The sequence below is a fragment of the Ruegeria sp. BI11 genome, from assembly GCF_056538005.1.
Genome location: NZ_JBQFSM010000004.1, coordinates 282,569 through 305,422 on the forward strand (window position 1 = coordinate 282,569; position 22,854 = coordinate 305,422).

The window sequence follows — 22,854 nt, forward strand, 5'->3', positions numbered from 1 at the left end:
ATGTCGCTTGAGTTTTTTCTGACATCCTTAATAGTAGTGCTATTGCCAGGGACCGGTGTGATATACACGCTGGCCGTTGGTCTAGGGCGCGGTTTTCGCGCCAGCCTTGCAGCAGCGGTTGGATGTACAATTGGAATCGTTCCGGCAGCGCTTGCCAGTATCATCGGGCTTGCCGCGCTTTTGCATACCAGCGCGCTGGCGTTTCAGCTCATCAAGTATCTGGGTGTCCTCTATCTGTTTTATATGGCTTGGGGGATTCTCAAAGATGGCGGCGCGTTGGAGGTCAATGCCGAGAAATCCTCGGTAAGCCACGTCAAAATCGCGGTGACCGGAACGTTGATCAATGTACTGAACCCCAAACTGTCCTTGTTCTTTCTGGCCTTCCTGCCGCAGTTTTTACCAGCAGGTACGGCGAGCGCAGGGCTGGAACTGATCAAGCTCGCACTTGCCTTCATGGCACTGACCTTTGTGGTCTTTGTGGGCTACGGGGCCTGCGCGGCGCTGGCGCGGGATTATGTTATTCACAGACCATCCGTCATGGCCTGGATCAAGCGGTGTTTCTCAACCGCGTTTGGTGCGTTGGGCGTCAAGCTCGCGCTTTCCGAATAATCTGCGTAAGAGCTCAGAGACCAGCTGCAAGTCGCGTGCCTTGATTGATCGCCCGCTTGGCGTCCAGTTCCGCCGCCACATCCGCGCCACCGATCACATGCGGGGTGATGCCGCGATCAATCAGTGCGTCGGCTAGGCTGCGCTCGGACACCTGACCGGAACACAAAACAATCGCATCCGCTGCTATGACTGTTGGATCGGAGCGCTCTTCGCCAAAGCTGACATGCAGACCGTCATCGTCGATGCGTTCATAATTCACGCCACCCACGAAATTGACGTCTTTCATTTTCATTGTCGTGCGGTGAATCCAGCCGGTGGTCTTGCCCAGCCCCTTGCCGTGTGCTTGTTTCTTGCGTTGCAACAGGGTGACCTGTCGCTTGGGTGCTTCGGGCTGCGGACCTTCAGGGGCCAAGCCCGAGCGATGCTGTTCTGGGTCCGTCACACCCCATTCCTTCATCCAGACTGGCAGGTCGGTGGTAGGGCTGTGGCCGTCTTCGATCAGGAATTCGGACACGTCAAATCCGATGCCACCCGCGCCGATGACGGCAACAGATGTACCGACCTCTGCCTTGTCACGCAGCACATCGACATAGCTAAGGACGTTGTCCCGATCCTGCCCCGGTATCTGCGGATCGCGCGGAGAGACGCCGGTTGCGATGACGACCTCGTCAAAGCCGCTTAGATCATCGGCGGTCACTTCGCGGTTCAACTCTACCTTCACACCCAGATCAGTCATCATCGTGCGGTACCAGTCGACCAGACCCCAGAACTCTTCCTTGCCCGGCACCTGCTTGGCCATGTTCAGCTGACCTCCGATCTCGCTGGCGCGGTCGAAAAGGGTGACGTCATGGCCGCGCTGGGCGGCGGTCATGGCGGTGGACAGGCCAGCCGGACCTGCGCCCACGATGGCGACGGTCTTTGGTGTCTCGGTCTTGGCAATCTCCAACTCGGTCTCATGGCAGGCACGCGGGTTGACCAGACAAGAGGTCAGCTTGCCGCTGAACGTATGATCCAGGCAGGCCTGATTGCAGGCGATGCATGGCGCGATCTTGGCCGCATCCCCGGCTATCGCCTTTTTCACGAAATCCGCATCCGCCAGCATCGGGCGGGCCAGGGAGACCATATCGGCGCAGCCTGTGGACAACACCTCTTCGGCCACTTCCGGCGTATTGATCCGGTTCGAGGTGATCACAGGGATGCCCACCTTACCCATCAGCTTTTTGGTCACCCACGCAAAGGCGGCGCGGGGAACACTGGTCGCTATCGTCGGAATCCGCGCCTCGTGCCAGCCGATGCCAGTGTTAATGATCGTCGCACCGGCCTGTTCGATCCGTTGTGCCAGTTCCACCACCTCATCATGGGTCGAGCCATTGGGAATCAGATCAATCATCGACAGGCGGTAGATGATGATGAAGTCCGTTCCCACCGCCTCGCGCGTGCGGCGTACGACCTCGATAGGCAGGCGCATCCGGTTCTCGTACGACCCGCCCCAACGATCCGTGCGCTTATTGGTATGGGTCACAAGGAACTGGTTCAGGAAATACCCTTCGGAGCCCATGATCTCGACCCCGTCATAACCCGCCTTCTGTGCCAACCGGGCCGCGTTGACGATATCGCTGATTTGTTTCTCGATGCCTTCTTCGTCCAGCTCATGTGGCGGGAAGGGTGAGATCGGAGACTTCACCGGGCTGGGTGCCACACATTTCGGACCATAGGCATAACGGCCCGCATGCAGGATCTGCATAGCGATCTTGCCACCGGCTTCGTGCACGCGCTGCGCCACAATGGAATGGTTCGCCACTTCTTTGTCGTTGGTCATCATCGACGCACCGGGCAGAACCGAGCCTTCGAGATTCGGGCCAATGCCGCCTGTGACCATCAGCGCCACGCCACCTCGCGCCCGGTCGGCATAAAACTCGGCCACACGGTTCCAGTCGCCGGTTTCCTCAAGCCCCGTATGCATCGAACCCATCAACACGCGGTTCTTCAGCGTGGTAAAGCCCAGATCCAGCGGGGCCAGCATGTTTGGGTACGCAGTCATGGCGAAACTCTCCCTCACGAATTTGCACTCTAAATTGACGCGCGCGTAAACTTTGTCACGCGAAACCTAACGTCACCCCCTTTGCGGACCCTGCGGCGCTTGTTAGAGGTTGCCTGAACAACCCCATGAGGCCGCGCATGACCCCGGAAGAAATCGCCAAACTGCCCTATCGCCCCTGCGTCGGGCTGATGCTGATGAATGCCGAGGGCAAGATTTTCGTCGGCCAACGCAATGACCGCCACAAGGATGCGTGGCAGATGCCTCAGGGTGGGGTGGACAAGGGCGAAGACCCCCGCGATGCCGCCTTGCGCGAGTTGTGGGAAGAAACTGGCGTGACCGCTGATCTGGTCGAGGTTGTGGCCGAGACCGATGGCTGGCTGCCCTATGATCTGCCGCATGAGATCGTGCCCAATATCTGGAAAGGCCGTTATCGCGGGCAAGAACAGAAATGGTTCCTGCTGCGCTTCGCCGGCAACGACGATCAGATCAATATCGCAACCGACCACCCGGAATTCACCCGCTGGAAATGGCAGGACCCCGACAAACTGATCGTAGAGATCGTGCCCTTCAAGCGCGCGGTCTACGAGCAGGTGGTGGACGCATTCGCCGATTACCTGTCATAAACCAGCATGCAGATCGAAGACATATGGCCCAAATATCGCGCCCGCCTAAAGGCGTTTTTGCATTCGCGTGTGTCCAACGCGGCGGATGTCGAAGACCTGCTACAAGAGATTTCGGTCAAGGTCTTCACTGGTCTGCCTAATCTGAAAGACCCGGCCAAGCTGCAGCCGTGGCTGTTCCAGACAGCGGATCGCACCATCATTGACCACTATCGCAAATCGGGCCGGGCGCAGGCGCATCCGGATGATCTGTGGTACCATCGCGATGACCCCGAAACCCGTCAGGATCTTGAAGAATGCGTGGAACCTTTCATTCGGGGCCTGCCCACCGAGACCGCGGATATGCTGATGGCCATCGACATCAATGGAATGTCTCAACGCGACTATGCGCAGGCGCAGGGCCTGTCTTATTCAACGCTCAAGTCTCGCGTTCAGAAAGGCCGGGCCGAGCTGCGCAAGGCGTTCGAGGACTGCTGTAATATCTCGATGGATGTGCGGGGAAACATTTCGGACGTGCAGGAAAAATCCGCTAATTGCAAAAAATGTTGATCTGATCGTCGTCTTTTTGGTGCGGGCTTCGTCTGACAGGTGAAGCAACCAAAAGGAAAGACCAATGATCCGTATCATCAGCTTTACAATCTGCCCCTTCGTTCAACGCGTCACCGCGTTGCTTGAGGCCAAGCAGGTGCCCTATCAAATCGACTTCATCAAACTCAGCGACAAGCCTGAGTGGTTTCTTGAGCTGTCGCCAACCGGCCAAGTGCCGGTGCTGGTGACCGAAGGTGGTACGCCGCTGTTCGAGTCGGACGCAATCGCCGAATACCTTGATGAGGTCGCCGCCCCTTTGCAACCTGATCTGGCGCCTGAACAGCGCGCCCTAAACCGCGCCTGGAGCTATCAGGCTAGCAAGCACTATCTGGTTCAGTGCAGCGCCATGCAAAGTGCGGACAGTACGGTGTTTGGCGAACGTGTGACTAAAATGAACGCCGCGTTTGCCAAGGCGGAACAGCAACTGGGCGATGGTCCGTTCTTTGCAGGGGAAGCGCTGGGCAATGTGGATATGGCATGGCTGCCTCTGTTGCACCGTGCCGCGATTGTGGCCGATCACAGCGGACACGATATGCTGGCCGACTATCCCAAGGTGAAAGCGTGGCAGCAGGCTTTGTTGGCTACGGGCATCCCGCAGAAATCCGTGTCCGAGGACTTCCTCGTCCGGTTTACCGATTTCTATCTGGCCGAACGCACTTGGCTGGGTCGGGGTGCGAATGTGAACGAGGCTCCGTGGGCGGCCGAAGTGAAACAATCCGGTGGCTGCTGCGGCTGATCGTTCACCGGCCCGCACGTTGGCGTGAGGGGGCGTGGCCGCATGTCCGTGCCCTCTCTAGCTTGGTGCGTATGAAAGATACCGCGCATTCTCAGCCCATTATTGCACCTGCCGGACGTAAGTTCACCGGTACTGACCGTCGCGCCCCGCTGCGCGCCGGTTTGCAAGGGTGCGGTGAATATGGTGCGGGTCAGACGGCGGGGCGGTTCTATCCTATTGCTTGCGTCGCGCTTGAGGTCACCCAGCGCTGCAATCTGGATTGTACGCTATGTTACCTCTCGGACCGGGCCGAGATGACCTATGACCCGCCGCTTTCGGTTCTGTTTGCGCGGCTCGCCGCAATCCGCAGCCATTATGGGACCGGAGTCTCGGTCCAGCTAACGGGCGGCGATCCGACCCTGCGCAAGGTCGAGGATCTTGAGGCCCTGTGCCGCGAGGTTCGGCGTCTGGGCATGCGCTCCTGTCTAATGACCAACGGTATCCGCGCCAGCCGGGCGTTTTTGACACGGCTGGCAGCGGCGGGATTAGACGACGTTGCCTTTCACGTGGATCTCACCCAGGAACGCAAAGGGTTCAGCACCGAGGTCGAACTGAACACCGTGCGTCGTGCCTATATCCGTCGCGCGCGCGGGCTGGGGCTGCGCATCCTGTTCAATACCACCGTATTCGGCGGCAATTTTGACGAACTCCCGGCATTGGCCGGGTTTCTGCGCGACCGCCCCGAGGTAGCTTTTGTTTCGTTTCAGATGCAGGCAGATACCGGGCGTGGTGTCCTGCGCGCCCGCCCCGATGCGATCACGCAAGACAGCGTGGCGCGCGCGGTTGAGGCGGGCTATGGCACGTCGCTGCATTTCGGTACTGCGGCTGTTGGGCATTCAAAATGCAACCGTTATGCCAGTGTGGTCACCGCCGGAGGGCGCGCTGTCTCGTTGCTGTCCAACCAGCGGCTGGTGCAGAGGGTAATCGCCGCGCTGGAAGGGGTGGACGACAAACAGGACGCGCATATCCGCATTCGCCTCAAACTGTGGCGCATGATCCGGCAGCACCCACTGTTGGCTCTGCGCGTGCTGGGTCATCTGGCGCATAGTGTGGCGCGATTGGGACCGGGCCTGCTGCGCGGTCAGGTGCGGCGGCAGGCGGTATTCATTCATAACTTCATGGCGGCGGATGCGCTGGAAGAGGATCGCTGCGCCTCATGTGTGTTCATGGTGGCGACGGCGAATGGTCCGCTGTCGATGTGCGCGCACAATGCGCAACGCGATATTCACCTGTCCAGTCCAGACCAGATCGACGGCCCCACTGGCCCAAGCTGGTGGAACGCCGCCGTGCCGCGCCTGTCCAGTGGCCCGGATTTGCCCGAGATTGGCGACCCCTCACTGGCCCCGTTGAAACGGCTCAAAGGTCAGCTACGGGCTCTGCGCCAGACTCAGAAGGACGCGTCATGAGATATCTGTTGATCTTGCTGCTGCCCTTACTGGCCGCTTGTGCCAGTGTCGAACGTCTGGCGCTGCCCGCACCCGAGGCTTTGCCTAGGCAGACCCTGACCAGCTATGCGCCACCCCCCGGTCAACGGGTTGATCACGGAGATTGGACCGCCTTCCTGTCCCGCTATGTGGCCCCAGATGTGCAGGGTGTGAATCGAGTGGCCTATGGGCAGGTGACCCAAGCAGACCGGGCGCGGCTGGATAGCTATCTGATCGTCCTGCAAGCTGTCGATCCAATGAAGCTGACCCGCGATCAGCAGCTGGCCTATTGGATCAATCTTTACAATGCCGTGACGGTGGATGCGGTGCTTGAGAATTATCCCGTCGCCTCGATCCGCGATATCAAGGACGGACCGTTATCGATCGGCCCCTGGAACCGACCTCTGGTGCAAGTGGCGGGACAGCCGCTGTCCTTGAACGATATCGAGCATCGCATCATCCGGCCCACCTTCGATGAGCCCCGCATCCATTATGCGTTGAACTGCGCGGCTGTGGGCTGTCCCAACCTGATGGATCGCGCCTGGCGGGCCGAAACGTTGGAACGGGACTTCGCCGCTGCCGAGCGCGCCTATGTCAACGACCCACGCGGCGTGCGGATCAATGATCGCGGGGGATTGATCCTGTCGAAAATCTACATCTGGTTCCGCGAAGATTTCGGGCCGGATGAACAGGCCGTACTGGCCTATATCCGCACGGTTGCCGATCCCGATCTTCGGTCAAAATTACAGCAAACACAGCGAGTCTGGGCGTATAAATACGATTGGGGACTGAACGACGCCGTCGGTTCCTAGCGCGATCTTCCGATCACACCTGACCAATTATGCCCTGCGGAAGTTCCACAACGCGGTTCATCTCATTCAATGCAACCGGCACGATGATACCGCGTCGAAACCAGGCCGGTTTGCGTCGTGTGCTTTGTATGCCCCAGACATGGCGCAGATGAGCGTCACTATCTTCGACCAGTCCCAAAGCAATTTGGTCGAAAATGATCCGTTCCCACTTGTCCACCTTCTTCCACGAGCGCGGCGCGTTCTTCATCGTTCTCTTCCGGTCACGATGGGCTTTATGCACTGCCTTTGAACACATCCGCATATGCAACAGATACAGCCCTTCGGGCATATTCACAGTGCGGAAAGAAGGATCTTGAGGGTTCAGGTGAACCCCATGGTTTTGCAACCGTGCACCATTCCTGACTGCAAAAGCCTTGGAATACCTGGACAGGACCAAGCCAAAGCGCCGTTGCGTGGTGATCGGCTCTGGCGTCAATTCCGCTTCGTCTTCGTGTTGGAAAATTTCAAGCCCAAGGGCGAAGGCGAACGGAACTTCCTGGCGTTGCAAGATTTCGGGTACAGTTCCAAAAGCGCGATCCGCGACAATAAATTCATCCGAATCTGTGCGAATGACCCAGTCATAAGAACTGGACAGGAACTGGACAAAGTGGTGTAACATTTCAAACCGCCACTGGTCGAATTCCTCGACCGGTTCTCTTGGAACGGTGATGCAATTACACCCTTTGGCAATCTCACGGTGCTTAGGATCCGCGCCGTGAGAGACAATATACAAATTTTCGCGACCCAGCATGTCTCCGTAATAGTCACACCAACGCGTCAGCATTTCGTAGTCGCGATAAACCATCGTTAGTGCAGCTATTTTCATGCGATGCCCTTTGTCTGGCTCTGGCTCTATTACAGCAGGCCTTCGGTGCGCAGCAGTTCTTGCATGTTGGCCTCGGGGCGCGGGCCGATATGGCTGATCACCTCGCGGGCGCAGACATTGCCGATGCGGGCGCAGGTTTCATAATCGCGACCGGTGGCCATGCCATACAGGAACCCGGCGGCAAACTGGTCGCCCGCGCCGGTTGCGTCTACCGGAACTACCTTTTCCACTGGCACGTCGATGCGCTGACCGTCATGCAGAACCGTCACGCCGTCGCCCGACCGCGTACACACGACCAGCGGGCAGATCGCGGCGGTTTTCGCCAGTGCCTCTTCCAGATCGTCAGTTTCAAACAGCGACTTGATCTCGGCCTCGTTGCCGATGACAAAGTCAAGTTCGTTCTCGATCAGCAGCAGGAAGTCGACCCGGTGACGTTCGACGCAGAACGGGTCGGATATGGCGATACCCGCTTTGCCGCCGCCTTTGTGGCAGGTCCGAGCAGCCTCAAGAAACGCGGCCTTGCCCTTTTCCTTGTCGAACAGATACCCCTCTAGAAACATAAGCTGGCTGTTGCCGGCCACGTCAGCAGAGACGTCCGCCGAGGACAGCTCGGACGAAATCCCCAGATAGGTGTTCATCGACCGCTCGCCATCGGGCGAGACAAAGATCATCGAGCGTGATGTCGGCAGTTCGCCACCCGGTACTGGCGGGTTCACGAAATCCACGCCGTCTTCGTTCATTGCGTCCGCATAGAAACGGCCCAGTGCGTCATCATGCACCCGCCCGATAAATGCGGCATCCAACCCAAGTGTCCCAGCCCCGGCAATCGTATTGGCGACCGACCCGCCCGGCGTCTGCACCCGACCTTCCATCGAGGCATAAAGCACCTCGCCGCGTTCCTGCTCGATTAGCTGCATGATGCCCTTTTCGATGCCCATCAGTTCCAGGAAACTGTCATCGGCCTGAGAGATCACGTCCACAACGGCGTTGCCGATGCCAACAAGCTGGTAGGTTTTCATAGGTTCTTGTCCTCAAATTCGCAGAGATCGCGGATGATACAGGTGCCGCATTGCGGTTTGCGCGCCTTACAGTGATAGCGGCCATGCAGGATCAGCCAGTGATGCGCATGCAGCTGGAAATCAGTCGGGATGTTGTCCTCGATGGCACGCTCGACAGCATCCACGTTTTTACCCGGACAGATGCCGCTGCGATTGCCGACACGAAAGATATGGGTGTCCACGGCCTGCGCCGGATAGCGCCACCACATGTTCAGCACCACATTTGCCGTCTTGCGCCCGACGCCCGGCAGCGATTGCAGCGCGGCGCGGGAATTAGGCACCTCGCCACCGTAATCTTCGACCAGAATTCGGCTAAGCTTGATGACGTTTTTGGCCTTTTGGCGGAACAGGCCGATGGTCTTGATATGTTCGATCAGACCTTCTTCGCCCAAATCCAGCATCTTTTTCGGTGTGTCCGCGACCTTGAACAGTGCACGCGTGGCTTTATTTACGCCCGCATCGGTCGCCTGTGCCGACAGCGCAACGGCAACGACCAGAGTGTATACGTTCACATGCTCCAACTCGCCCTTGGGTTCGGGGTCTGCGTCATGGAAACGTGTAAAGATCTTGCGGATCGTGTGATAATCGAGTTGCTTTGCCATCCGAGCCTTAATGCCGCCCGCAGGGCCGTGACACAAGCCCAAAGCCATTGCGCAAGTTCCGGGTCGCTTGGGCGTGACCTGCGCGCTATGGTTTATCAAAGACAATGAGGTGAAAGACATGAACGTCCAGACCCCCGAAAGCGGCTATCACTACAACGTCATGCGGCGCGCGATCGAGCTGATTGATCAGGGTGGAGAACCCCTCAGCCTGGATGAGCTGGCCCGCCAAATGGACATGAGCCCAGCGCATTTCCAGCGCCTGTTCTCACGTTGGACTGGCGTGTCACCGAAACGCTATCAGCAATATCTGACGCTGGGCCATGCCAAGGCACTGCTACGCGAACGGTTCACGACATTGGAAACTGCCCATAATGTCGGGCTGTCCGGCTCTGGCCGCCTGCATGATCTGTTCCTGAAATGGGAATCGATGAGTCCCGGTGAATACGCCCGCAAGGGGGCTGGGTTGACGATCTATTGGGGCTGGTTCGAAAGTCCCTTTGGTCCCGCGCTGGTGATGGGCACCGACAAGGGGATCTGCGGCATGGCCTTCGGCGCCGAGACCGGTGAAGAAGACGCGATGGAGGATATGTTGTCGCGCTGGCCGCAGGCGGACTTTGTCGAGGACCCGATGCGCCTGCGCCCCTGGGTACTGAGCGCGTTTGGATCGGTCAGCGACAGGCTGGAGCCGACGCCCATATACCTGATCGGTTCACCCTTGCAGATCAAGGTGTGGGAGGCGCTGATGCACATCCCCTCGGGTCAGGTCACCACCTATTCCGAGATCGCGCAGCGGGTAGGGTCACCACAAGCCGTGCGTGCGGTTGGGACGGCAGTGGGGCGTAATCCGGTCAGCTGGCTGATTCCCTGTCACCGCGCACTTCGAAAATCCGGCGGTTTGGGAGGTTACCATTGGGGTCTGCCGGTCAAACGCGCCATGTTGGCCTATGAGGCCGCGCAGGCGGATGCCTGAAAACAGAGCGAGGCACCGTAAGGTGCCTCACAATTGGACTAATCCAAATCTGGTTACTCGGCAGCCCAGCCGCCGACGGATTTGACTTCCAGAAAATCCTCCAAACCCCAAACTCCGCCTTCGCGCCCGTTCCCGGATTGCTTCATCCCTCCGAAAGGCGATCCTGCACTGCGTGACTGGCCATTCATCTCAACCATGCCCGACCGCAGCACCCGAGCCATGCGATTGGCTCGCGCGGTGTCCTGTGTCTGGACATAGTTGGTCAGGCCATAAGGTGTGTCATTGGCGATCTCGACGGCCTCTTCTTCGGTGTCAAAGGGCATCATGGTCAGAACCGGGCCAAAGATTTCTTCACGCGCGATGGTCATCTGGTTGTTGGCATCGGCAAAGACGGTGGGACGAACATAGTAGCCCTTGTTCAGACCCTCGGGCCGTCCGGTTCCCCCAGCAACTAGACGCGCACCCTCGTCAATGCCTTGTTGGATCAGGTCCTGAATCTTGGTCCACTGGACCTCGTTCACCACAGGGCCGATATGGCGACCTTCCTCAAGCGCCGGACCAACGGTGACCTTGTTGGCCGCCTCTGCCGCTATCTCCACCGCCTGATCATAGATCGGGCGTTGTACCAGCATGCGGCTAGGGGCGTTACAGCTTTGGCCGGTGTTGTTCATCATGTGCAGAACACCGCGCTTGACGGCCTTTTCATCGGCATCTGCAAAGATCACATTCGCACCCTTGCCACCCAACTCCAGATGCACTTTTTTCAGCGTTTCAGCCGCAGCTTTGGAGATCGCGGTTCCGGCGCGGGTCGATCCGGTAAAGCTGACCATATCCACATCCGGATGTGCTGAGAGTTGCGAGCCGACGCCCACGCCATCCCCATTTACCAGATTGAACACGCCGGGCGGGAAGCCTGCGGCGTCCATCATCTCGGCAAAGATCATCGCGTTCAGCGGGCTCTGTTCGGAGGGTTTCAACACCATGGTGCAGCCTGCAATTGCCGCCGCACCGACCTTGAGCGTGATCTGGTTCATTGGCCAGTTCCACGGTGTAATCAGGGCTGCTACGCCGACGGCCTCGTGAATGATACGGTCGTTGGGGGCATGATCGCCCAGCGGGCGCTCGAATTGGAAATCCTTTGCGGCGCGGATGAAGTTCTTGAGGTGATACACCCCCGCACCCGCCTGCGAACTGCGCGACATATCCAGTGGCGCGCCCATTTCCAGCGACATGGCCTGCGCCAGATCTTCCGAGCGGGTCTGATAAACCTCAACGAGTTTCTCCACCAACGCGATCCGTTCCGCAACCGGCGTGGCCATCCAGCCGGGCAGAGCAGCTTTAGCTGCAGCGACGGCGGCATCCGTATCGGCCTGCGCCCCCAGCGAGATTACTGCACAAGGTTCCTCGGTCGAGGGGTTGATCACGGGAAAGTCATTGGCCGCCAAGGGGGCGACCCACTGACCGTTGATATAGAAATCGCGTTTTTCGATCATGGCGCATCCTCCTGTGCCAGCAGCCCAAAGCTGGGTTTCGCGGCCACTCTGTCACCGGGACAGGGGCACGGCAAGTAAAAATTTGATCAAATTATTTGACGGCCAAATATGGTTTAACAATCGCGCAAAGTGTTTAGGTTTACGGCAACCGACTCGGGTTTTTCACAGAAAAGGAGATTCACCATGGGTTTGCGCATCAACGATACGGTTCCGAACTTCACTGCAGAAACGGATCAGGGCACCATTCAATTCCATGACTGGATCGGCGACAGCTGGGCCATCCTGTTCTCGCATCCCAAGGATTTCACCCCTGTTTGCACCACCGAGTTTTCGGCCGTGGCTCAGTTGAATGACGAATGGGAGGCCCGCAATACCAAGGTTCTGGGTGTTTCGGTCGATGGTGTCGAAGACCACAAGAAGTGGAAGAAAGACATCGAGGCCTATGGCAACGCCAACCCTGGTTTCCCGATCATCGCCGATGACGGTCTGGCCGTATCCAAGGCCTTCGACATGCTGCCGGCCGAAGCGTATCTGCCCGACGGTCGCACGCCTGCAGACAGCGCCACGGTGCGCTCGGTCTTTATCATCGGGCCGGACAAGCAGCTGAAACTGTCGATGACCTATCCGATGACTGTGGGCCGCAACTTTGCTGAGATTCTGCGCGCGCTGGACGGGTTGCAGATGTCGGCCAAGGGCGTTGCGACGCCTGCCAACTGGGTGCCGGGTGAAGACGTGATCATTCCGCCCGCCGTGTCCAACGATGAAGCGAAAGAAAAGTTCGGCGAGTTCGAGACGATCTTCCCTTATCTACGCAAGACCAAGGCGCCGTCGTAAGACGCGGCCGGGCTCGGGGGGCTGTCTGCCCCCCATCGCGCCTTGGGGGCGCAACTCCCCTGAGGCTATTTTCAGCCAGATGAAGCAGGCGGGCGCTGCGGGTGCAGGTGCAGCTTTGCCCGATAAGCCGCGCGTTTGAACTCGCGGGTCAGTTTATCCGACAGTGGCGGTTTGGTCTGGATGGTCGACCCTCCGATTTCGCGCGCCACTTCCTGATTGCCGCTGCCGAGCAGGGCGTGGATAGGTTGGCCGGTCAGCCAGTGCATTTGCATGAACGTATCTACCGGGCGGTCAATCTGTTCGGTTGCGGCAAGCAATCGTTTTGCCGCATGTCTTCCCACCATCTGACAGACACATTGCAACCCGATAACCTTGGGCAGGATCAGCCGCAAACCATTCTGTTCCGTCAGGGTTTGAACCGGGACCTCGCGCTGTTTTACAGGGATGCGGATATAGTGGTCCGGCGTGGCGATCGGTGCCAGAACCTCGAGCGTCTCGGCCATGCGGGTGGGATCGATACGCAGGTCATCTTCGGTGATGATGGCCAGATCGATCTCTTCGTCGACCAGTTTGTGCCAGATGCGGCGATGGCTTTCGAACACTCCGATCTCGGCCGGGCGCAGGGGAAAGGGGTAATGCGGACGGTGCAGATTGCCGGGATGAAGTTGAACATCGGCGATCTGGTCAGGATCACGGCCATTCACGGCCTCGAACAGTTCGGCATTCGGTAGGTCGGCGCACAGCTTGTCGGCATTGGGTCGCCGGGCCGTGCTAGAGGACATATGGATGATAAAGGATCGCATGATCCCGTGCATAGAACACGGGACCATGCGGGGGAAGAGGAACCGGATAGAAACTCTGCCCCCGTACGCACTCAAAACCCGTAGCGCAAACCAACATTGACGCTGAACGTGTCGATATCGTCTTCGACCGAACCGGTGGAGGCCCCATTTGGTGCCACCCGGTTGGTTGAAACGTCGAAGGCGCGAGAGTAGCGGGTGTCGAGGGTCAATGCGGTGGTTTCGTTGACCTCATAAGCCACGCCTGCGATGACTTGGGCTGCGAAGTTCGTCTCGCTGTCGTCCAGCCGTACGCCAGGACCGTATGAGATGTCGATATCGGAATAGGTGACGCCCAGACCCAGACCCACATAAGGGGTGAAAGCGCCGCTTTGTTTGATATCGAACAACACGTTGCCAAACAGTGAGGTCTGTGTGATATCGCCCGACGTATTGCCCTCGTTCCCCGGCCCGTTGCCCGAGAAGTTGACGCCATCCACGTCATTGTCGCGGTAGGACAGTTCCAGCTCGATCCGGGTGCCGATCCGATCATTCGACCATTGTGGAATTTCTTTGCCGACGGCGATGCCCAGCCCATAGCCCGAGTCAAAATCGGTATCCACAGATTGCGACGAACCGTTGACCGTGCCTCCGAAGTCGGTGTCCTGCAATTGGCTGTAGCCAGCGAAACCCTGAATATAAAGGCCATCCGCCAAGCTCTGTGCAGCCAGCGCCGATGCGCTGACCGTCAGGGCCGCCGAGGCAAGAATAAGGCGCGTAAACATAACCATGTCCTTTGTTCCGGTGTTTGTATGACACCGATGTGGGCTATGCAGGTTGGAAAGAAAGGCGCTGGGCCTTCACTTCGTTTCACAGGTTTTTTGGGAGGTGTGAGTGAATAGATCCGACGCCGCGACCGCACTTTTGCCGCGTTTCAGGCCGCTGGGTCTGAGGAGTCTGTGATAAGCGGTTCCGACAGCAGTTCATCGACGAAGAAACTGAGCAGTTGCAGACGACCCGAAACCCCTGCCTTGCGATAGACTGCCGCGCTTTGCGCCTTGATCGTGCCTTCTTTAGTCTGCCGCAGTTCGGCGATTTCCGCGATGGACAGACCCTTGATCGAAAGCAGGGCAACGTCACGCTCGGCGCCGCTGAGTTGCCACTCAGCGAACTGGCTTTCGATGATCTGGGCAAAGGCCCCCTGTGCCACACCCAGTTGCCTCTCCATATCCTGCACCCGTCGGGTCTGAGATCGGATCAATGTAATCGTGGCGATCAGGCCGCCGACAAGGGCAAGGGCCAGAATCAGCTCAAACGCGTGCAGGTGACGGAACCCTGCGCTTTCCCCGCCGGTCCAGTCCAGCGCCGCATCGGTCATGAAAAAGGCGGCGCAGAGGGCCTGCACCACCAGAAGAAGCCAGAGCAAAGACGTTTGTGAAATCTTCATGTGGCCCCTTGGAAATCGCGTGATCAGTCGTCGTCCAATTCCAGTTCGATGGCGGTGACAATGCCGTCGGTCTTAGACAGGACCAGTTCAGTTTCCACGCCATCCTTGACAAGTTCAACCTCGATCTCACCGTCTTCGAATTCGATTTCTTCGATCTGGTATCCCTGTGCCTCTAGTGCGGCGCGGATGTCGGCCTCGCTGGTGCCCAACTTGTCGCCCAGCCCAACATTGGCAAGGGCAAGGACCGGTGCGGTTGCGATCAATCCGGTCAGAGTCAGCAGTTTTAAAGTTTCCATTTTGCATCTCCTTTTTTGCGTTTGGCGATGCAGTTGAACTGGGGCCCGGCGCGGAGCGCTGCGATTGTTCTTTGGTTGAATCGGCGCGAATTGAACCAAAGTTTAGGTCGTTTCGAAGGCGATTTTCGCCCTGAGGTTCTGAAAACGGCCGATCTGTGCTAGGGTGCCACGGGGGAAAATCTACAGGCATGTAACCAGCGACGTCGGGCAATCAGACTGTTTTGAACAGGAGATGACGATGGCATTTACAGATTGGTATGTTGAGGGGGATGCTTTTGGGAATTGCAATTGCGGGTACGCCTGCCCTTGCCAGTTCGAGGAATTGCCCACCCATGGGCATTGCCGTGGGTTCGAAGTGCTGGAGATTACAAAGGGACATTTCGGCGAGACGGATCTAACTGGCACAAAGGCCGCTTTGATCTATGCCTGGCCGGGCCCCATCTTTGAGGGCGGCGGCGAGATGCAGGTTATCATCGACCCAAGTGCCTCGGACGCCCAACGCGCCGCATTGGAAAAGGTCTTTCACGGAGAAGAGACCGAGGAAATGGCAACCCATTGGCACGTCTTCCGTACGATGTGCGATAACGTTCACGAGACTCTGTATGTGCCAATTGATTTTGAGATGGACATGGAGGGGCGCACGGCCCAGGTCACCATCGGGGACGTACTGAAGTCAACCGGCGAACCGATTCAGGCACCACATGGCGGTGGTCCGCATCGCGTGCGGATCGACATCCCTGGCGGTATCGAATTCACTCTGGCTGAGATCGGCAGCGCGTCGACAAAGGCAAATGCGGCGATCACGCTGGACCTGAACGACAGTTATGGCCAATGGCATGTCATGAAGCACGGGCCAACGGGGATAGCGCACTGATATTCGGGCTGCGCTGCATTTGTCCAAAACAAGAACTGCGGCACGGCTCCCACTACCTGTCGAGAGTCCGAGCACCTTTGAAGGTCTCGAACCCATTGGTTGTCTCGGTCAGCTCTGCCTCGTAATGGGCAATCATTGACATTGCGATGGGCTCGATCTGCTCGTGCCAGACTGGCCCTTCGTAGAAGTCATTCTTTATCTGCTCTCGTGCTTCCAGCGAGGGAAAAGCGCGCATCCAGTGTACTTTGTTGGCATCCTCAAGATCCCGCAGTGGTCCGAAAACAAGCATGCCTGCATCCCGCAGAGCAGAGCGGTTATGCTGTTCGAAAAACGCAATAAACTCTTCTCGGAGACCGGGCTTCAGCGTGTAGTGACGAATTTCCAGGATCATTGCATTGCCTCACAGAACACCACTTTAACTGTCGGCTTGGTTCGAAGGCGTTTCAAGAGCAGTCCAAATAAAAAAGACCCCGGCTGAAACCGGGGTCTTTCCTGTTTTGAAAGAGAAGGGCAGATTACTCTGCGCTTTCCTCTTTCTTTTCTTTCTTCTCGGGAACGATCTCTTCACCGGTTTCCTGATCGACCACTTTCATCGACAGGCGTACCTTGCCGCGATCGTCAAAGCCCAGCAGCTTGACCTTTACTTCCTGACCTTCTTTCAGAACATCCGACGGATGGTTCAGTCGGCGGTTTTCGATCTGGGACACGTGGACCAGACCGTCGCGCTTGCCAAAGAAGTTCACAAATGCGCCGAAGTCGACGATTTTGACCACTTTACCGGTGTAGATCTGACCCTCTTCCGGCTCTGCCACGATCGAATAGATCATGTCGTAGGCCTTCTTGATCGATTCACCATCGGGCGAGGCGATCTTGATGACACCGTCGTCGTTGATGTCAACCTTCGCACCCGAGGTTTCTACGATCTCTCGGATGACCTTACCGCCCGAGCCGATCACTTCGCGGATTTTGTCGGTTGGGATGTTCATGGTCTCGATGCGCGGCGCGTGGACCGAGAATTCGTTGGTCTCGGACAGGGCTTTGCCCATCTCACCCAGGATGTGCATCCGGCCGTCCTTGGCTTGCGCTAGGGCTTTCTCCATGATCTCGGGTGTGATGCCCGCAACCTTGATGTCCATCTGCAGCGAGGTGATACCGTTTTCAGTACCAGCCACTTTGAAGTCCATGTCGCCCAGGTGGTCTTCGTCACCCAGAATGTCCGACAGGATGGCGTATTCGCCGTCATCTTCCAGGATCAGCCCCATGGCCACACCGGCAACCGGTGCTTTCAGCGGAACGCCTGCATCCATCATCGACAGGGAACCGCCGCAAACCGACGCCATCGAGGACGAGCCGTTGGATTCGGTGATCTCCGACACGATACGGATCGTGTAGGGGAAGTCGGTCGCCGCAGGCAGAACCGCCTGCAGGGCGCGCCATGCCAGCTTGCCGTGGCCGATCTCACGACGGCCGGGGCCACCAACGCGGCCAACTTCACCAACCGAATAGGGGGGGAAGTTGTAGTGCAGCAGGAAATTCGATTTGAAGTTGCCGTGCAGCGCGTCGATGAACTGCTCATCGTCGCCTGTGCCCAGCGTGGTCACGGCCAGCGCCTGCGTTTCACCACGGGTGAACAGGGCCGAACCATGGGTCCGCGGCAGCATCGAGGTTTCTGCAACGATCGAACGGATATCGGTGGTCGAACGACCGTCGATCCGCTTGCCGCCCTTGACGACGTCGCCGCGCAGAATGCCTGCTTCCAGCTTTTTCATCGCAGAACCGAGGTTGCCGTCTTCCAGCTGCTCTTCGGTCAACGCTTCCTTGATCGCCTCGCGCGCGGCAGCAACAGCAGCGGTACGCTCTTGCTTGTCGGTGATTGCGAAGGCGGCGCGCATCTGCTCTTCACCGGCGGCCTTAACGGCAGCGGACAGCTCGGAGTAATCCGGTGCCTGGAAGTCGAACGGCTCTTTCGCGGCTTCTTCGGCCAGCGAGATGATCAGGTCGATAACCGGCTGAATCTGCTCATGCGCAAAGTTCACGGCGCCCAGCATTTCTGCCTCTGACAGCTCGTAAGCCTCGGATTCCACCATCATCACGGCGTCTTTGGTGCCGGCGACAACCAGATCCAAACGCTGCTCAGGGTTCAGGCGCAGGTCCTGCATGTCATCGACCGTTGGGTTCAGAACGTATTCACCATCCTCGAAACCAACACGGGCACCGGCGATCGGGCCACGGAACGGTGCGCCGGAAATCGTCAGCGCGGCCGACGCAGCGATCATCGCAACGATGTCGGGGTCGTTGACCAGATCGTGGGACAGCACGGTGCACATCACCAGAACTTCGTTCTTGAAGCCGTCAACGAACAGCGGGCGGATCGGACGGTCGATCAGACGCGCGGTCAGCGTCTCTTTCTCGGTTGGGCGCGCCTCGCGCTTGAAGAAGCCACCCGGAACCTTACCGGCGGCATAGTATTTTTCTTGGTAGTGAACGGTCAGCGGGAAAAAGTCCTGACCGGGTTTTTGCGCCCGTGCAAAGGTCACGTTTGCCATGACGCTGGTTTCGCCCAGCGTGGCAATCACGCTGCCGTCGGCCTGACGGGCAACCTTGCCGGTTTCCAGTGTCAGCGTCTCTTCGCCCCACTGCATTGATTTCTTCGTTACATCAAACATATGCGTATCCTAGATGGGAGCACTCCCGGCCCTCCGGGTCTCCCGTTTGCATGGCGGCCCCATTGCCGCCGACCCCATTTTAAACTTTCGTCTGAGTGCCGAGGTCAGGGCACAACGTCTCAGATATCGCGCGCATACATGAGATCGCGCCCAAAGGGAAGGGATAAGGCTGTGGGAAACGCGCGGCTTAGCGGCCGCCGTAGTTCTTGTTGCCGCCTGCTGTGATCGTATAGGTTCCGCCGCGCGGGCCTGTATAACACTTGGAATAGGATCGCCTGACAGCTGGCGCAGGTCGACGATAAGTAGACACCTTTCGGATCTGCGCGCCCCGCTCGCAGACTAGGCCGTCGCCATCGCCATCAAGGTTATGAGGGTCAGTGATTGGCCCCCCAGAGGCTAGAAAAAACTTCTGGGCTGCTGCACCGTTTGGAAAGTCACTACAATCGTAGCTATCCAGACCTGTCATCAAATCGGTTGAAGTAGGCCTAGTATATACAGTCTCTCCTAAGGTCGACAGGCTGTGTTGACCGTAGTTGCCCAGAACACATTGGTTCACCCTGCGTCCCGCCAGTTCCGCTTCAATCATGAGTTTACCACGGGACGTAGTGCGGGGTTGAAAATAGGCAGCGCACAATTTTGAAGTCGAAGCCTGAGCGACTTTGGACGATAGTGCTGCGGGGGAAAGCAAATCAGCGGTGCAGGCTGTTAGTAGCATCATCGCTAAATAGAGCAGGACACGCATAAAAGTTCTCAATTTGGCTAAATATTGGATGGAGTAATTCGGGGGCGACTGGTTGGAATGCCTAAATCTAGATTTTTGAGGAATGATTAACCCCTTGAGAACTCTTTTGAAAGAGGCGCATCGATGCACATGGGGCGGGTTATTCGAAATAAAAGCCACAGCGACGCTGGCACGATAGGCGGCGGTCAAGAAAGTTACTCTTTGTTTTGATAGGCGCTGTAGTTTGCAGAGACTTCGAATGCCGCAGTTCCGCCTCCATTATCAAGCGCTAACATTCTGAGTGATGAATGGGTTTTGTGAAATTTCGATGCCGGTATAGGATGTTACCACTGAACCCGCGGTTGAAAAGACGGAAGCGCGCCAAGGGGGTTACACACTCATATCCGTCAGTCGACCGAAGACCTTGGCGTTTGCACGCAGCAAACTGAGGGAAAGTCGAATGTCTCAAACCAAGAAAATGCTGGATCCGGATCCACGGATCTATGATTTCGAGACCGAATATGAGTTGGGCCAGGATAACGTCCGGCCCTTCGGTCTGGATATCCACAACCCGGTCTTTTTGATCTCAAGTATCCTGATCTTTGCGTTCGTTCTGATCGCATTGGCCAATCAAGAGGCCGCCGCCGCATTCTTTGGCTGGCTTCGGCCCTGGTTGACCAGTACGTTCGACTGGTTCCTGGTTCTGTCCGTGGACGCGATCACCTTGTTCTGTCTGGTGCTAATCATCTTGCCTGTGGGCAAGGTCCGGATCGGCGGCAAGGACGCCAAGCCCGACTATTCCTATGCTGGCTGGATCGCGATGATGTTCGCCGCCGGTATCGGCATCGGCCTGCTGTTCTTTGGCGTGATGGAGCCGGTCTATTACAACTTTGCCGAAGACGGTAACGCCGTGCCGCTGGGCATTGATATCGCGGTGCCGGGCAATGAGTATGCTGGCGTCGTAGGTACTATCCACCATTGGGGCCTTGAAGGTTGGGCGGTGTATGCCGCAGTCGGTCTTTCTCTTGCGATCTTCAGCTATAACCTTGGCTTGCCGCTAACACTTCGGTCTGCGTTCTACCCAATTCTGGGCGAACGTGTCTGGGGCTGGTGGGGCCATTTCATCGATACGCTGGCCGTCTTTGCTACCTTGTTTGGCCTGACAACCTCACTAGGTCTGGGCGCGCAGCAGGTAGCGGCGGGGCTGTACGAGGTGTTCGGCATCGAATCCAGCCCGACGGTTGTTGTCCTGCTGATCATCGGTATCACCATGATCGCGCTGGGCTCGGTCCTGATGGGTATGGACGCGGGCGTCAAACGGCTGAGTGAGATCAACATGATCATGGCCGTAGGGCTGTTCATTTTTGTCATCGTTGTCACTGGAGTTGGCACTGCCATCTCTCGGTATTTCAACGTTATGACGGATTACGTGCTGCACCTGCCAGCGCTGTCCAACCCGTTCGGGCGCGAAGATACCAGTTACTTCCACGGCTGGACTACCTTCTACTGGGCTTGGTGGATTGCATGGTCGCCTTTCGTGGGCATGTTCATCGCCCGCATTTCCAAGGGTCGCACAGTGCGTGAATTCGTCATCTGCGCTCTGCTGGCGCCAACGGCAGTCTGCGCCCTGTGGATGTCGACCTTCGGTGGTGCCGCTATCGACATGCTGAACGCAGGTGGAGCGGAAGGCGTTCGCGCAACGGTGATCGACAGTTATGCCCCCGAAGGCGCGCTGTTCGGCTTCCTGAAAGAGCTGCCGCTCTACAGTATCGTGGCTCCCATCGCGCTGGTTTTGATTGTGGTGTTCTTTGTTACCTCGTCGGACTCGGGTTCACTGGTGATCGACACGATCACGGCAGGCGGCAAGATGGACGCTCCGGTCATCCAGCGCGTGTTCTGGTGCACGCTCGAAGGTCTGGTTGCCATCGCATTGCTGCTGGGAGGTGGCCTCGCCGCCCTGCAAGGCGCGGCCGTGTCGACCGGCATCCCATTCACGCTGGTGGTTCTGATCATGTGCTACTGCCTGTGGCTGGCGCTGAAATCAGAAAAAGCGAAGATGTGAGGTAAGCCCTGACACAATTGAAACGCCCGCCGAATGGCGGGCGTTTTTTTTATTGTGCAACAGGTCGGCTCTGAGCCCAATCACCGAATGCTCGGACTTGCTATCAAGTAGATGAACTTGAAGCAGGGAATTCGCCGAACAAAGGTTTTTGGTTGATCTGGTGTCGCTGGACAAGCTTTCGCATCTGCTTGCCCTTTTTCGGGATATAACGAGCCGGCGGTGCCTCAACCTGGGGATCGCAACATGCTGGAAACAAATCCATTATCTCTTGCCAGGCCTCTGCCGAGACTGATTTCAGGGCTTCGGGGCCTGTAAAAAGGCTTTCCGTTGGCGTGCCGTTGGACCAGATGATTTCATGCGCATCAAACAGAATATGGAAATAGACAATTCCGTTTGGTGAATCTTCCAATGTCTCGATGCCGTCCAGCGAAAGAAGTTTTTGCGCCGGGATTAATACATCCTTCCGATCAAACATGCGCATAGCGACCGTTGAAGACACAAGAACACGATGTTGTGGCGAGACGACAAGGTCCTGCTTAGGGTAACCTGTTCCCAAAGCGCCGGCGCGGATCAAGATGGGTCTTAGTCTCGGCTGCGCTTCAAGTTCTGCGTTGCTGAGGGCGCGTGACCCGATCCATCGGATGGGTTTATAACCGTGATCATAGGTCAAAACCTGATCTGACACTTGCAGGTCCTCGACCCGCCTCGGACCCTGAAGCGTTTCAATAAGGGTTCCTGACGCAAAGCACAGCACGTCAACAAACTCACCGCTTGCGTTTGTGGGGCCTGTCTGTGACTGGTTGATGTCAATTTCATTTTGCCCGCTATCATTCCAAACCGCAGCAATTGCATCGGTGTTTACGGTCAATCCATTGAACAGCGCCAGTGGTTCCAGCGGCCCATTGTTCACCTTCACACCAAACAGCGCGATGGTTCCGTCCGGATTTACCTCCAGTCGGACAACAGGTTCGCCATTTGTGTTCCCAAGCTGCCAAACGGCAGGTGTGTCAATCTCATACCTGTCACCATCGGCAAACTGGACCGTTTGACCAGCAGTGCTGGGTATTTGGAACTGAAGCTCATTGGGTGCCGCCGCAGGCCCGCCGACAAACAGTTCGACATCGTTGATCTGAAGGCTGAAGCTATTATCCAGAGTATCGAAATCGATAACGAAACCGCCGCCGGGGGAGGTATCTGTAAAATCAGCGGGGTCACCATTTGCGATGCTAAAGTTTGTCATTTAGTTCTAAAGCAATTCCAAATTTCACGACGAAACAAGATCCACATACGCGGGCTCAATCAAGGCGGTTGTTAGGTC

General features: G+C 57.5%; 24 protein-coding genes. 11 read left to right on the forward strand and 13 right to left on the reverse strand.

Going from position 1 to position 22,854, the window contains the following annotated elements:
• A complete protein-coding gene (locus ACR0DT_RS12000) occupies positions 1–609 on the forward strand; it encodes a LysE family translocator (RefSeq protein WP_480710962.1) in 609 nt (202 codons plus the stop codon).
• Positions 610–622: 13 nt separating this feature from the next.
• On the opposite strand, the gene ACR0DT_RS12005 is transcribed toward ACR0DT_RS12000, so the two are convergent.
• Positions 623–2,650, reverse strand: a complete 2,028-nt coding sequence (locus ACR0DT_RS12005) for an FAD-dependent oxidoreductase (protein ID WP_480710963.1) — start codon at positions 2,648–2,650, stop codon at positions 623–625.
• A gap of 137 nt (positions 2,651–2,787) precedes the next feature.
• Between ACR0DT_RS12005 and ACR0DT_RS12010 the strand changes: the two genes are divergently transcribed.
• The 5 genes from ACR0DT_RS12010 (at position 2,788) to ACR0DT_RS12030 (ending at position 6,869) form a co-directional block, all read left to right on the forward strand.
• Positions 2,788–3,273: an RNA pyrophosphohydrolase gene (locus ACR0DT_RS12010; protein WP_480710964.1), complete on the forward strand. Its 486-nt coding sequence runs from the start codon at positions 2,788–2,790 to the stop codon at positions 3,271–3,273.
• A 6-nt stretch (positions 3,274–3,279) separates the two neighbouring features.
• Positions 3,280–3,819: an RNA polymerase sigma factor SigZ gene (gene sigZ, locus ACR0DT_RS12015; RefSeq protein WP_480710965.1), complete on the forward strand. Its 540-nt coding sequence runs from the start codon at positions 3,280–3,282 to the stop codon at positions 3,817–3,819.
• A 64-nt stretch (positions 3,820–3,883) separates the two neighbouring features.
• Positions 3,884–4,594 carry a glutathione S-transferase family protein gene (locus ACR0DT_RS12020; RefSeq protein WP_480710966.1) on the forward strand — a complete coding sequence of 237 codons (711 nt, stop codon included), beginning with the start codon at positions 3,884–3,886 and terminating at the stop codon, positions 4,592–4,594.
• A gap of 71 nt (positions 4,595–4,665) precedes the next feature.
• A complete protein-coding gene (locus ACR0DT_RS12025; protein WP_480710967.1) occupies positions 4,666–6,039 on the forward strand; it encodes a radical SAM protein in 1,374 nt (457 codons plus the stop codon).
• Positions 6,036–6,869 carry a DUF547 domain-containing protein gene (locus ACR0DT_RS12030; RefSeq protein ID WP_480710968.1) on the forward strand — a complete coding sequence of 278 codons (834 nt, stop codon included), beginning with the start codon at positions 6,036–6,038 and terminating at the stop codon, positions 6,867–6,869. The genes ACR0DT_RS12025 and ACR0DT_RS12030 overlap by 4 nt, the downstream gene beginning before the upstream one ends.
• Before the next feature lie 13 nt (positions 6,870–6,882).
• Here the strand turns inward: ACR0DT_RS12030 and ACR0DT_RS12035 are convergent, their stop codons facing one another.
• From ACR0DT_RS12035 to nth, 3 genes are read right to left on the reverse strand one after another with little or no spacing between them, the layout of a single operon-like run.
• Positions 6,883–7,734, reverse strand: a complete 852-nt coding sequence (locus ACR0DT_RS12035; protein ID WP_480710969.1) for a glycosyltransferase family 2 protein — start codon at positions 7,732–7,734, stop codon at positions 6,883–6,885.
• 29 nt (positions 7,735–7,763) lie between these two features.
• Positions 7,764–8,753, reverse strand: coding sequence for an adenosine kinase (locus ACR0DT_RS12040; RefSeq protein WP_480710970.1), 990 nt, complete (start codon positions 8,751–8,753; stop codon positions 7,764–7,766).
• Positions 8,750–9,394, reverse strand: coding sequence for an endonuclease III (gene nth, locus ACR0DT_RS12045; protein ID WP_480710971.1), 645 nt, complete (start codon positions 9,392–9,394; stop codon positions 8,750–8,752). The genes ACR0DT_RS12040 and nth overlap by 4 nt, the downstream gene beginning before the upstream one ends.
• A 118-nt stretch (positions 9,395–9,512) precedes the next feature.
• On the opposite strand from nth, the gene ACR0DT_RS12050 reads away from it, so the two are divergent.
• The gene (locus ACR0DT_RS12050; protein ID WP_480710972.1) at positions 9,513–10,364 is read left to right on the forward strand and encodes a methylated-DNA--[protein]-cysteine S-methyltransferase; all 852 of its coding nucleotides are present in this window, start codon (positions 9,513–9,515) and stop codon (positions 10,362–10,364) included.
• A 53-nt stretch (positions 10,365–10,417) separates the two neighbouring features.
• Here ACR0DT_RS12050 and ACR0DT_RS12055 read toward each other — a convergent pair whose 3' ends face one another.
• Positions 10,418–11,857, reverse strand: a complete 1,440-nt coding sequence (locus ACR0DT_RS12055) for an aldehyde dehydrogenase family protein (RefSeq protein WP_480710973.1) — start codon at positions 11,855–11,857, stop codon at positions 10,418–10,420.
• 183 nt (positions 11,858–12,040) lie between these two features.
• Between ACR0DT_RS12055 and ACR0DT_RS12060 the strand changes: the two genes are divergently transcribed.
• A complete protein-coding gene (locus ACR0DT_RS12060; protein ID WP_480710974.1) occupies positions 12,041–12,691 on the forward strand; it encodes a peroxiredoxin in 651 nt (216 codons plus the stop codon).
• 71 nt (positions 12,692–12,762) lie between these two features.
• On the opposite strand, the gene ACR0DT_RS12065 is transcribed toward ACR0DT_RS12060, so the two are convergent.
• The 4 genes from ACR0DT_RS12065 to ACR0DT_RS12080 all read right to left on the reverse strand — a co-directional run bounded on the left by ACR0DT_RS12065 (position 12,763) and on the right by ACR0DT_RS12080 (position 15,213).
• Entirely contained in the window at positions 12,763–13,494 is a 732-nt protein-coding gene (locus ACR0DT_RS12065) for a glycosyltransferase family 25 protein (RefSeq protein ID WP_480710975.1), read from the reverse strand.
• Positions 13,495–13,565: 71 nt separating this feature from the next.
• Complete coding sequence (locus ACR0DT_RS12070) at positions 13,566–14,255, reverse strand: outer membrane protein (RefSeq protein ID WP_480710976.1); 690 nt, start codon at positions 14,253–14,255, stop codon at positions 13,566–13,568.
• A 149-nt stretch (positions 14,256–14,404) separates the two neighbouring features.
• A complete protein-coding gene (locus ACR0DT_RS12075; protein ID WP_480710977.1) occupies positions 14,405–14,917 on the reverse strand; it encodes a helix-turn-helix transcriptional regulator in 513 nt (170 codons plus the stop codon).
• 23 nt (positions 14,918–14,940) lie between these two features.
• Positions 14,941–15,213 (reverse strand): PepSY domain-containing protein, encoded by a 273-nt coding sequence (locus ACR0DT_RS12080; RefSeq protein ID WP_480710978.1) that lies wholly within the window; start codon positions 15,211–15,213, stop codon positions 14,941–14,943.
• A gap of 238 nt (positions 15,214–15,451) precedes the next feature.
• Here ACR0DT_RS12080 and ACR0DT_RS12085 point away from each other — a divergent pair, with 238 nt between their 5' ends.
• Positions 15,452–16,087 carry a DUF1326 domain-containing protein gene (locus ACR0DT_RS12085; protein ID WP_480710979.1) on the forward strand — a complete coding sequence of 212 codons (636 nt, stop codon included), beginning with the start codon at positions 15,452–15,454 and terminating at the stop codon, positions 16,085–16,087.
• A 52-nt stretch (positions 16,088–16,139) separates the two neighbouring features.
• Here ACR0DT_RS12085 and ACR0DT_RS12090 read toward each other — a convergent pair whose 3' ends face one another.
• The 3 genes from ACR0DT_RS12090 to ACR0DT_RS12100 all read right to left on the reverse strand — a co-directional run bounded on the left by ACR0DT_RS12090 (position 16,140) and on the right by ACR0DT_RS12100 (position 19,684).
• Positions 16,140–16,478: a putative quinol monooxygenase gene (locus ACR0DT_RS12090; RefSeq protein ID WP_480710980.1), complete on the reverse strand. Its 339-nt coding sequence runs from the start codon at positions 16,476–16,478 to the stop codon at positions 16,140–16,142.
• A 124-nt stretch (positions 16,479–16,602) separates the two neighbouring features.
• A complete protein-coding gene (gene pnp / locus ACR0DT_RS12095; RefSeq protein WP_480710981.1) occupies positions 16,603–18,753 on the reverse strand; it encodes a polyribonucleotide nucleotidyltransferase in 2,151 nt (716 codons plus the stop codon).
• Between the two features lie 187 nt (positions 18,754–18,940).
• Positions 18,941–19,684, reverse strand: coding sequence for a hypothetical protein (locus tag ACR0DT_RS12100; protein WP_480710982.1), 744 nt, complete (start codon positions 19,682–19,684; stop codon positions 18,941–18,943).
• 250 nt (positions 19,685–19,934) lie between these two features.
• On the opposite strand from ACR0DT_RS12100, the gene ACR0DT_RS12105 reads away from it, so the two are divergent.
• Positions 19,935–21,536 carry a BCCT family transporter gene (locus ACR0DT_RS12105; RefSeq protein WP_480710983.1) on the forward strand — a complete coding sequence of 534 codons (1,602 nt, stop codon included), beginning with the start codon at positions 19,935–19,937 and terminating at the stop codon, positions 21,534–21,536.
• 103 nt (positions 21,537–21,639) lie between these two features.
• On the opposite strand, the gene ACR0DT_RS12110 is transcribed toward ACR0DT_RS12105, so the two are convergent.
• Positions 21,640–22,290, reverse strand: coding sequence for a Hint domain-containing protein (locus tag ACR0DT_RS12110; protein ID WP_480711029.1), 651 nt, complete (start codon positions 22,288–22,290; stop codon positions 21,640–21,642).
• Between the two features lie 63 nt (positions 22,291–22,353).
• Here ACR0DT_RS12110 and ACR0DT_RS12115 point away from each other — a divergent pair, with 63 nt between their 5' ends.
• On the forward strand, positions 22,354–22,851 hold the full coding sequence (locus ACR0DT_RS12115) for a hypothetical protein (RefSeq protein WP_480711034.1): 498 nt from the start codon (positions 22,354–22,356) through the stop codon (positions 22,849–22,851).
• Positions 22,852–22,854: the final 3 nt, after the last annotated feature.

Bases quoted from the DNA above. Each gene is read 5' to 3' on its own strand.
- ACR0DT_RS12000 (WP_480710962.1), top strand. From the start codon at position 1: ATGTCGCTTGAGTTTTTTCTGACATCCTTAATAGTAGTGCTATTGCCA.
- ACR0DT_RS12005 (WP_480710963.1), bottom strand. From the start codon at position 2,650: ATGACTGCGTACCCAAACATGCTGGCCCCGCTGGATCTGGGCTTTACC.
- ACR0DT_RS12010 (WP_480710964.1), top strand. From the start codon at position 2,788: ATGACCCCGGAAGAAATCGCCAAACTGCCCTATCGCCCCTGCGTCGGG.
- sigZ (WP_480710965.1), top strand. From the start codon at position 3,280: ATGCAGATCGAAGACATATGGCCCAAATATCGCGCCCGCCTAAAGGCG.
- ACR0DT_RS12020 (WP_480710966.1), top strand. From the start codon at position 3,884: ATGATCCGTATCATCAGCTTTACAATCTGCCCCTTCGTTCAACGCGTC.
- ACR0DT_RS12025 (WP_480710967.1), top strand. From the start codon at position 4,666: ATGAAAGATACCGCGCATTCTCAGCCCATTATTGCACCTGCCGGACGT.
- ACR0DT_RS12030 (WP_480710968.1), top strand. From the start codon at position 6,036: ATGAGATATCTGTTGATCTTGCTGCTGCCCTTACTGGCCGCTTGTGCC.
- ACR0DT_RS12035 (WP_480710969.1), bottom strand. From the start codon at position 7,734: ATGAAAATAGCTGCACTAACGATGGTTTATCGCGACTACGAAATGCTG.
- ACR0DT_RS12040 (WP_480710970.1), bottom strand. From the start codon at position 8,753: ATGAAAACCTACCAGCTTGTTGGCATCGGCAACGCCGTTGTGGACGTG.
- nth (WP_480710971.1), bottom strand. From the start codon at position 9,394: ATGGCAAAGCAACTCGATTATCACACGATCCGCAAGATCTTTACACGT.
- ACR0DT_RS12050 (WP_480710972.1), top strand. From the start codon at position 9,513: ATGAACGTCCAGACCCCCGAAAGCGGCTATCACTACAACGTCATGCGG.
- ACR0DT_RS12055 (WP_480710973.1), bottom strand. From the start codon at position 11,857: ATGATCGAAAAACGCGATTTCTATATCAACGGTCAGTGGGTCGCCCCC.
- ACR0DT_RS12060 (WP_480710974.1), top strand. From the start codon at position 12,041: ATGGGTTTGCGCATCAACGATACGGTTCCGAACTTCACTGCAGAAACG.
- ACR0DT_RS12065 (WP_480710975.1), bottom strand. From the start codon at position 13,494: ATGCGATCCTTTATCATCCATATGTCCTCTAGCACGGCCCGGCGACCC.
- ACR0DT_RS12070 (WP_480710976.1), bottom strand. From the start codon at position 14,255: ATGTTTACGCGCCTTATTCTTGCCTCGGCGGCCCTGACGGTCAGCGCA.
- ACR0DT_RS12075 (WP_480710977.1), bottom strand. From the start codon at position 14,917: ATGAAGATTTCACAAACGTCTTTGCTCTGGCTTCTTCTGGTGGTGCAG.
- ACR0DT_RS12080 (WP_480710978.1), bottom strand. From the start codon at position 15,213: ATGGAAACTTTAAAACTGCTGACTCTGACCGGATTGATCGCAACCGCA.
- ACR0DT_RS12085 (WP_480710979.1), top strand. From the start codon at position 15,452: ATGGCATTTACAGATTGGTATGTTGAGGGGGATGCTTTTGGGAATTGC.
- ACR0DT_RS12090 (WP_480710980.1), bottom strand. From the start codon at position 16,478: ATGATCCTGGAAATTCGTCACTACACGCTGAAGCCCGGTCTCCGAGAA.
- pnp (WP_480710981.1), bottom strand. From the start codon at position 18,753: ATGTTTGATGTAACGAAGAAATCAATGCAGTGGGGCGAAGAGACGCTG.
- ACR0DT_RS12105 (WP_480710983.1), top strand. From the start codon at position 19,935: ATGTCTCAAACCAAGAAAATGCTGGATCCGGATCCACGGATCTATGAT.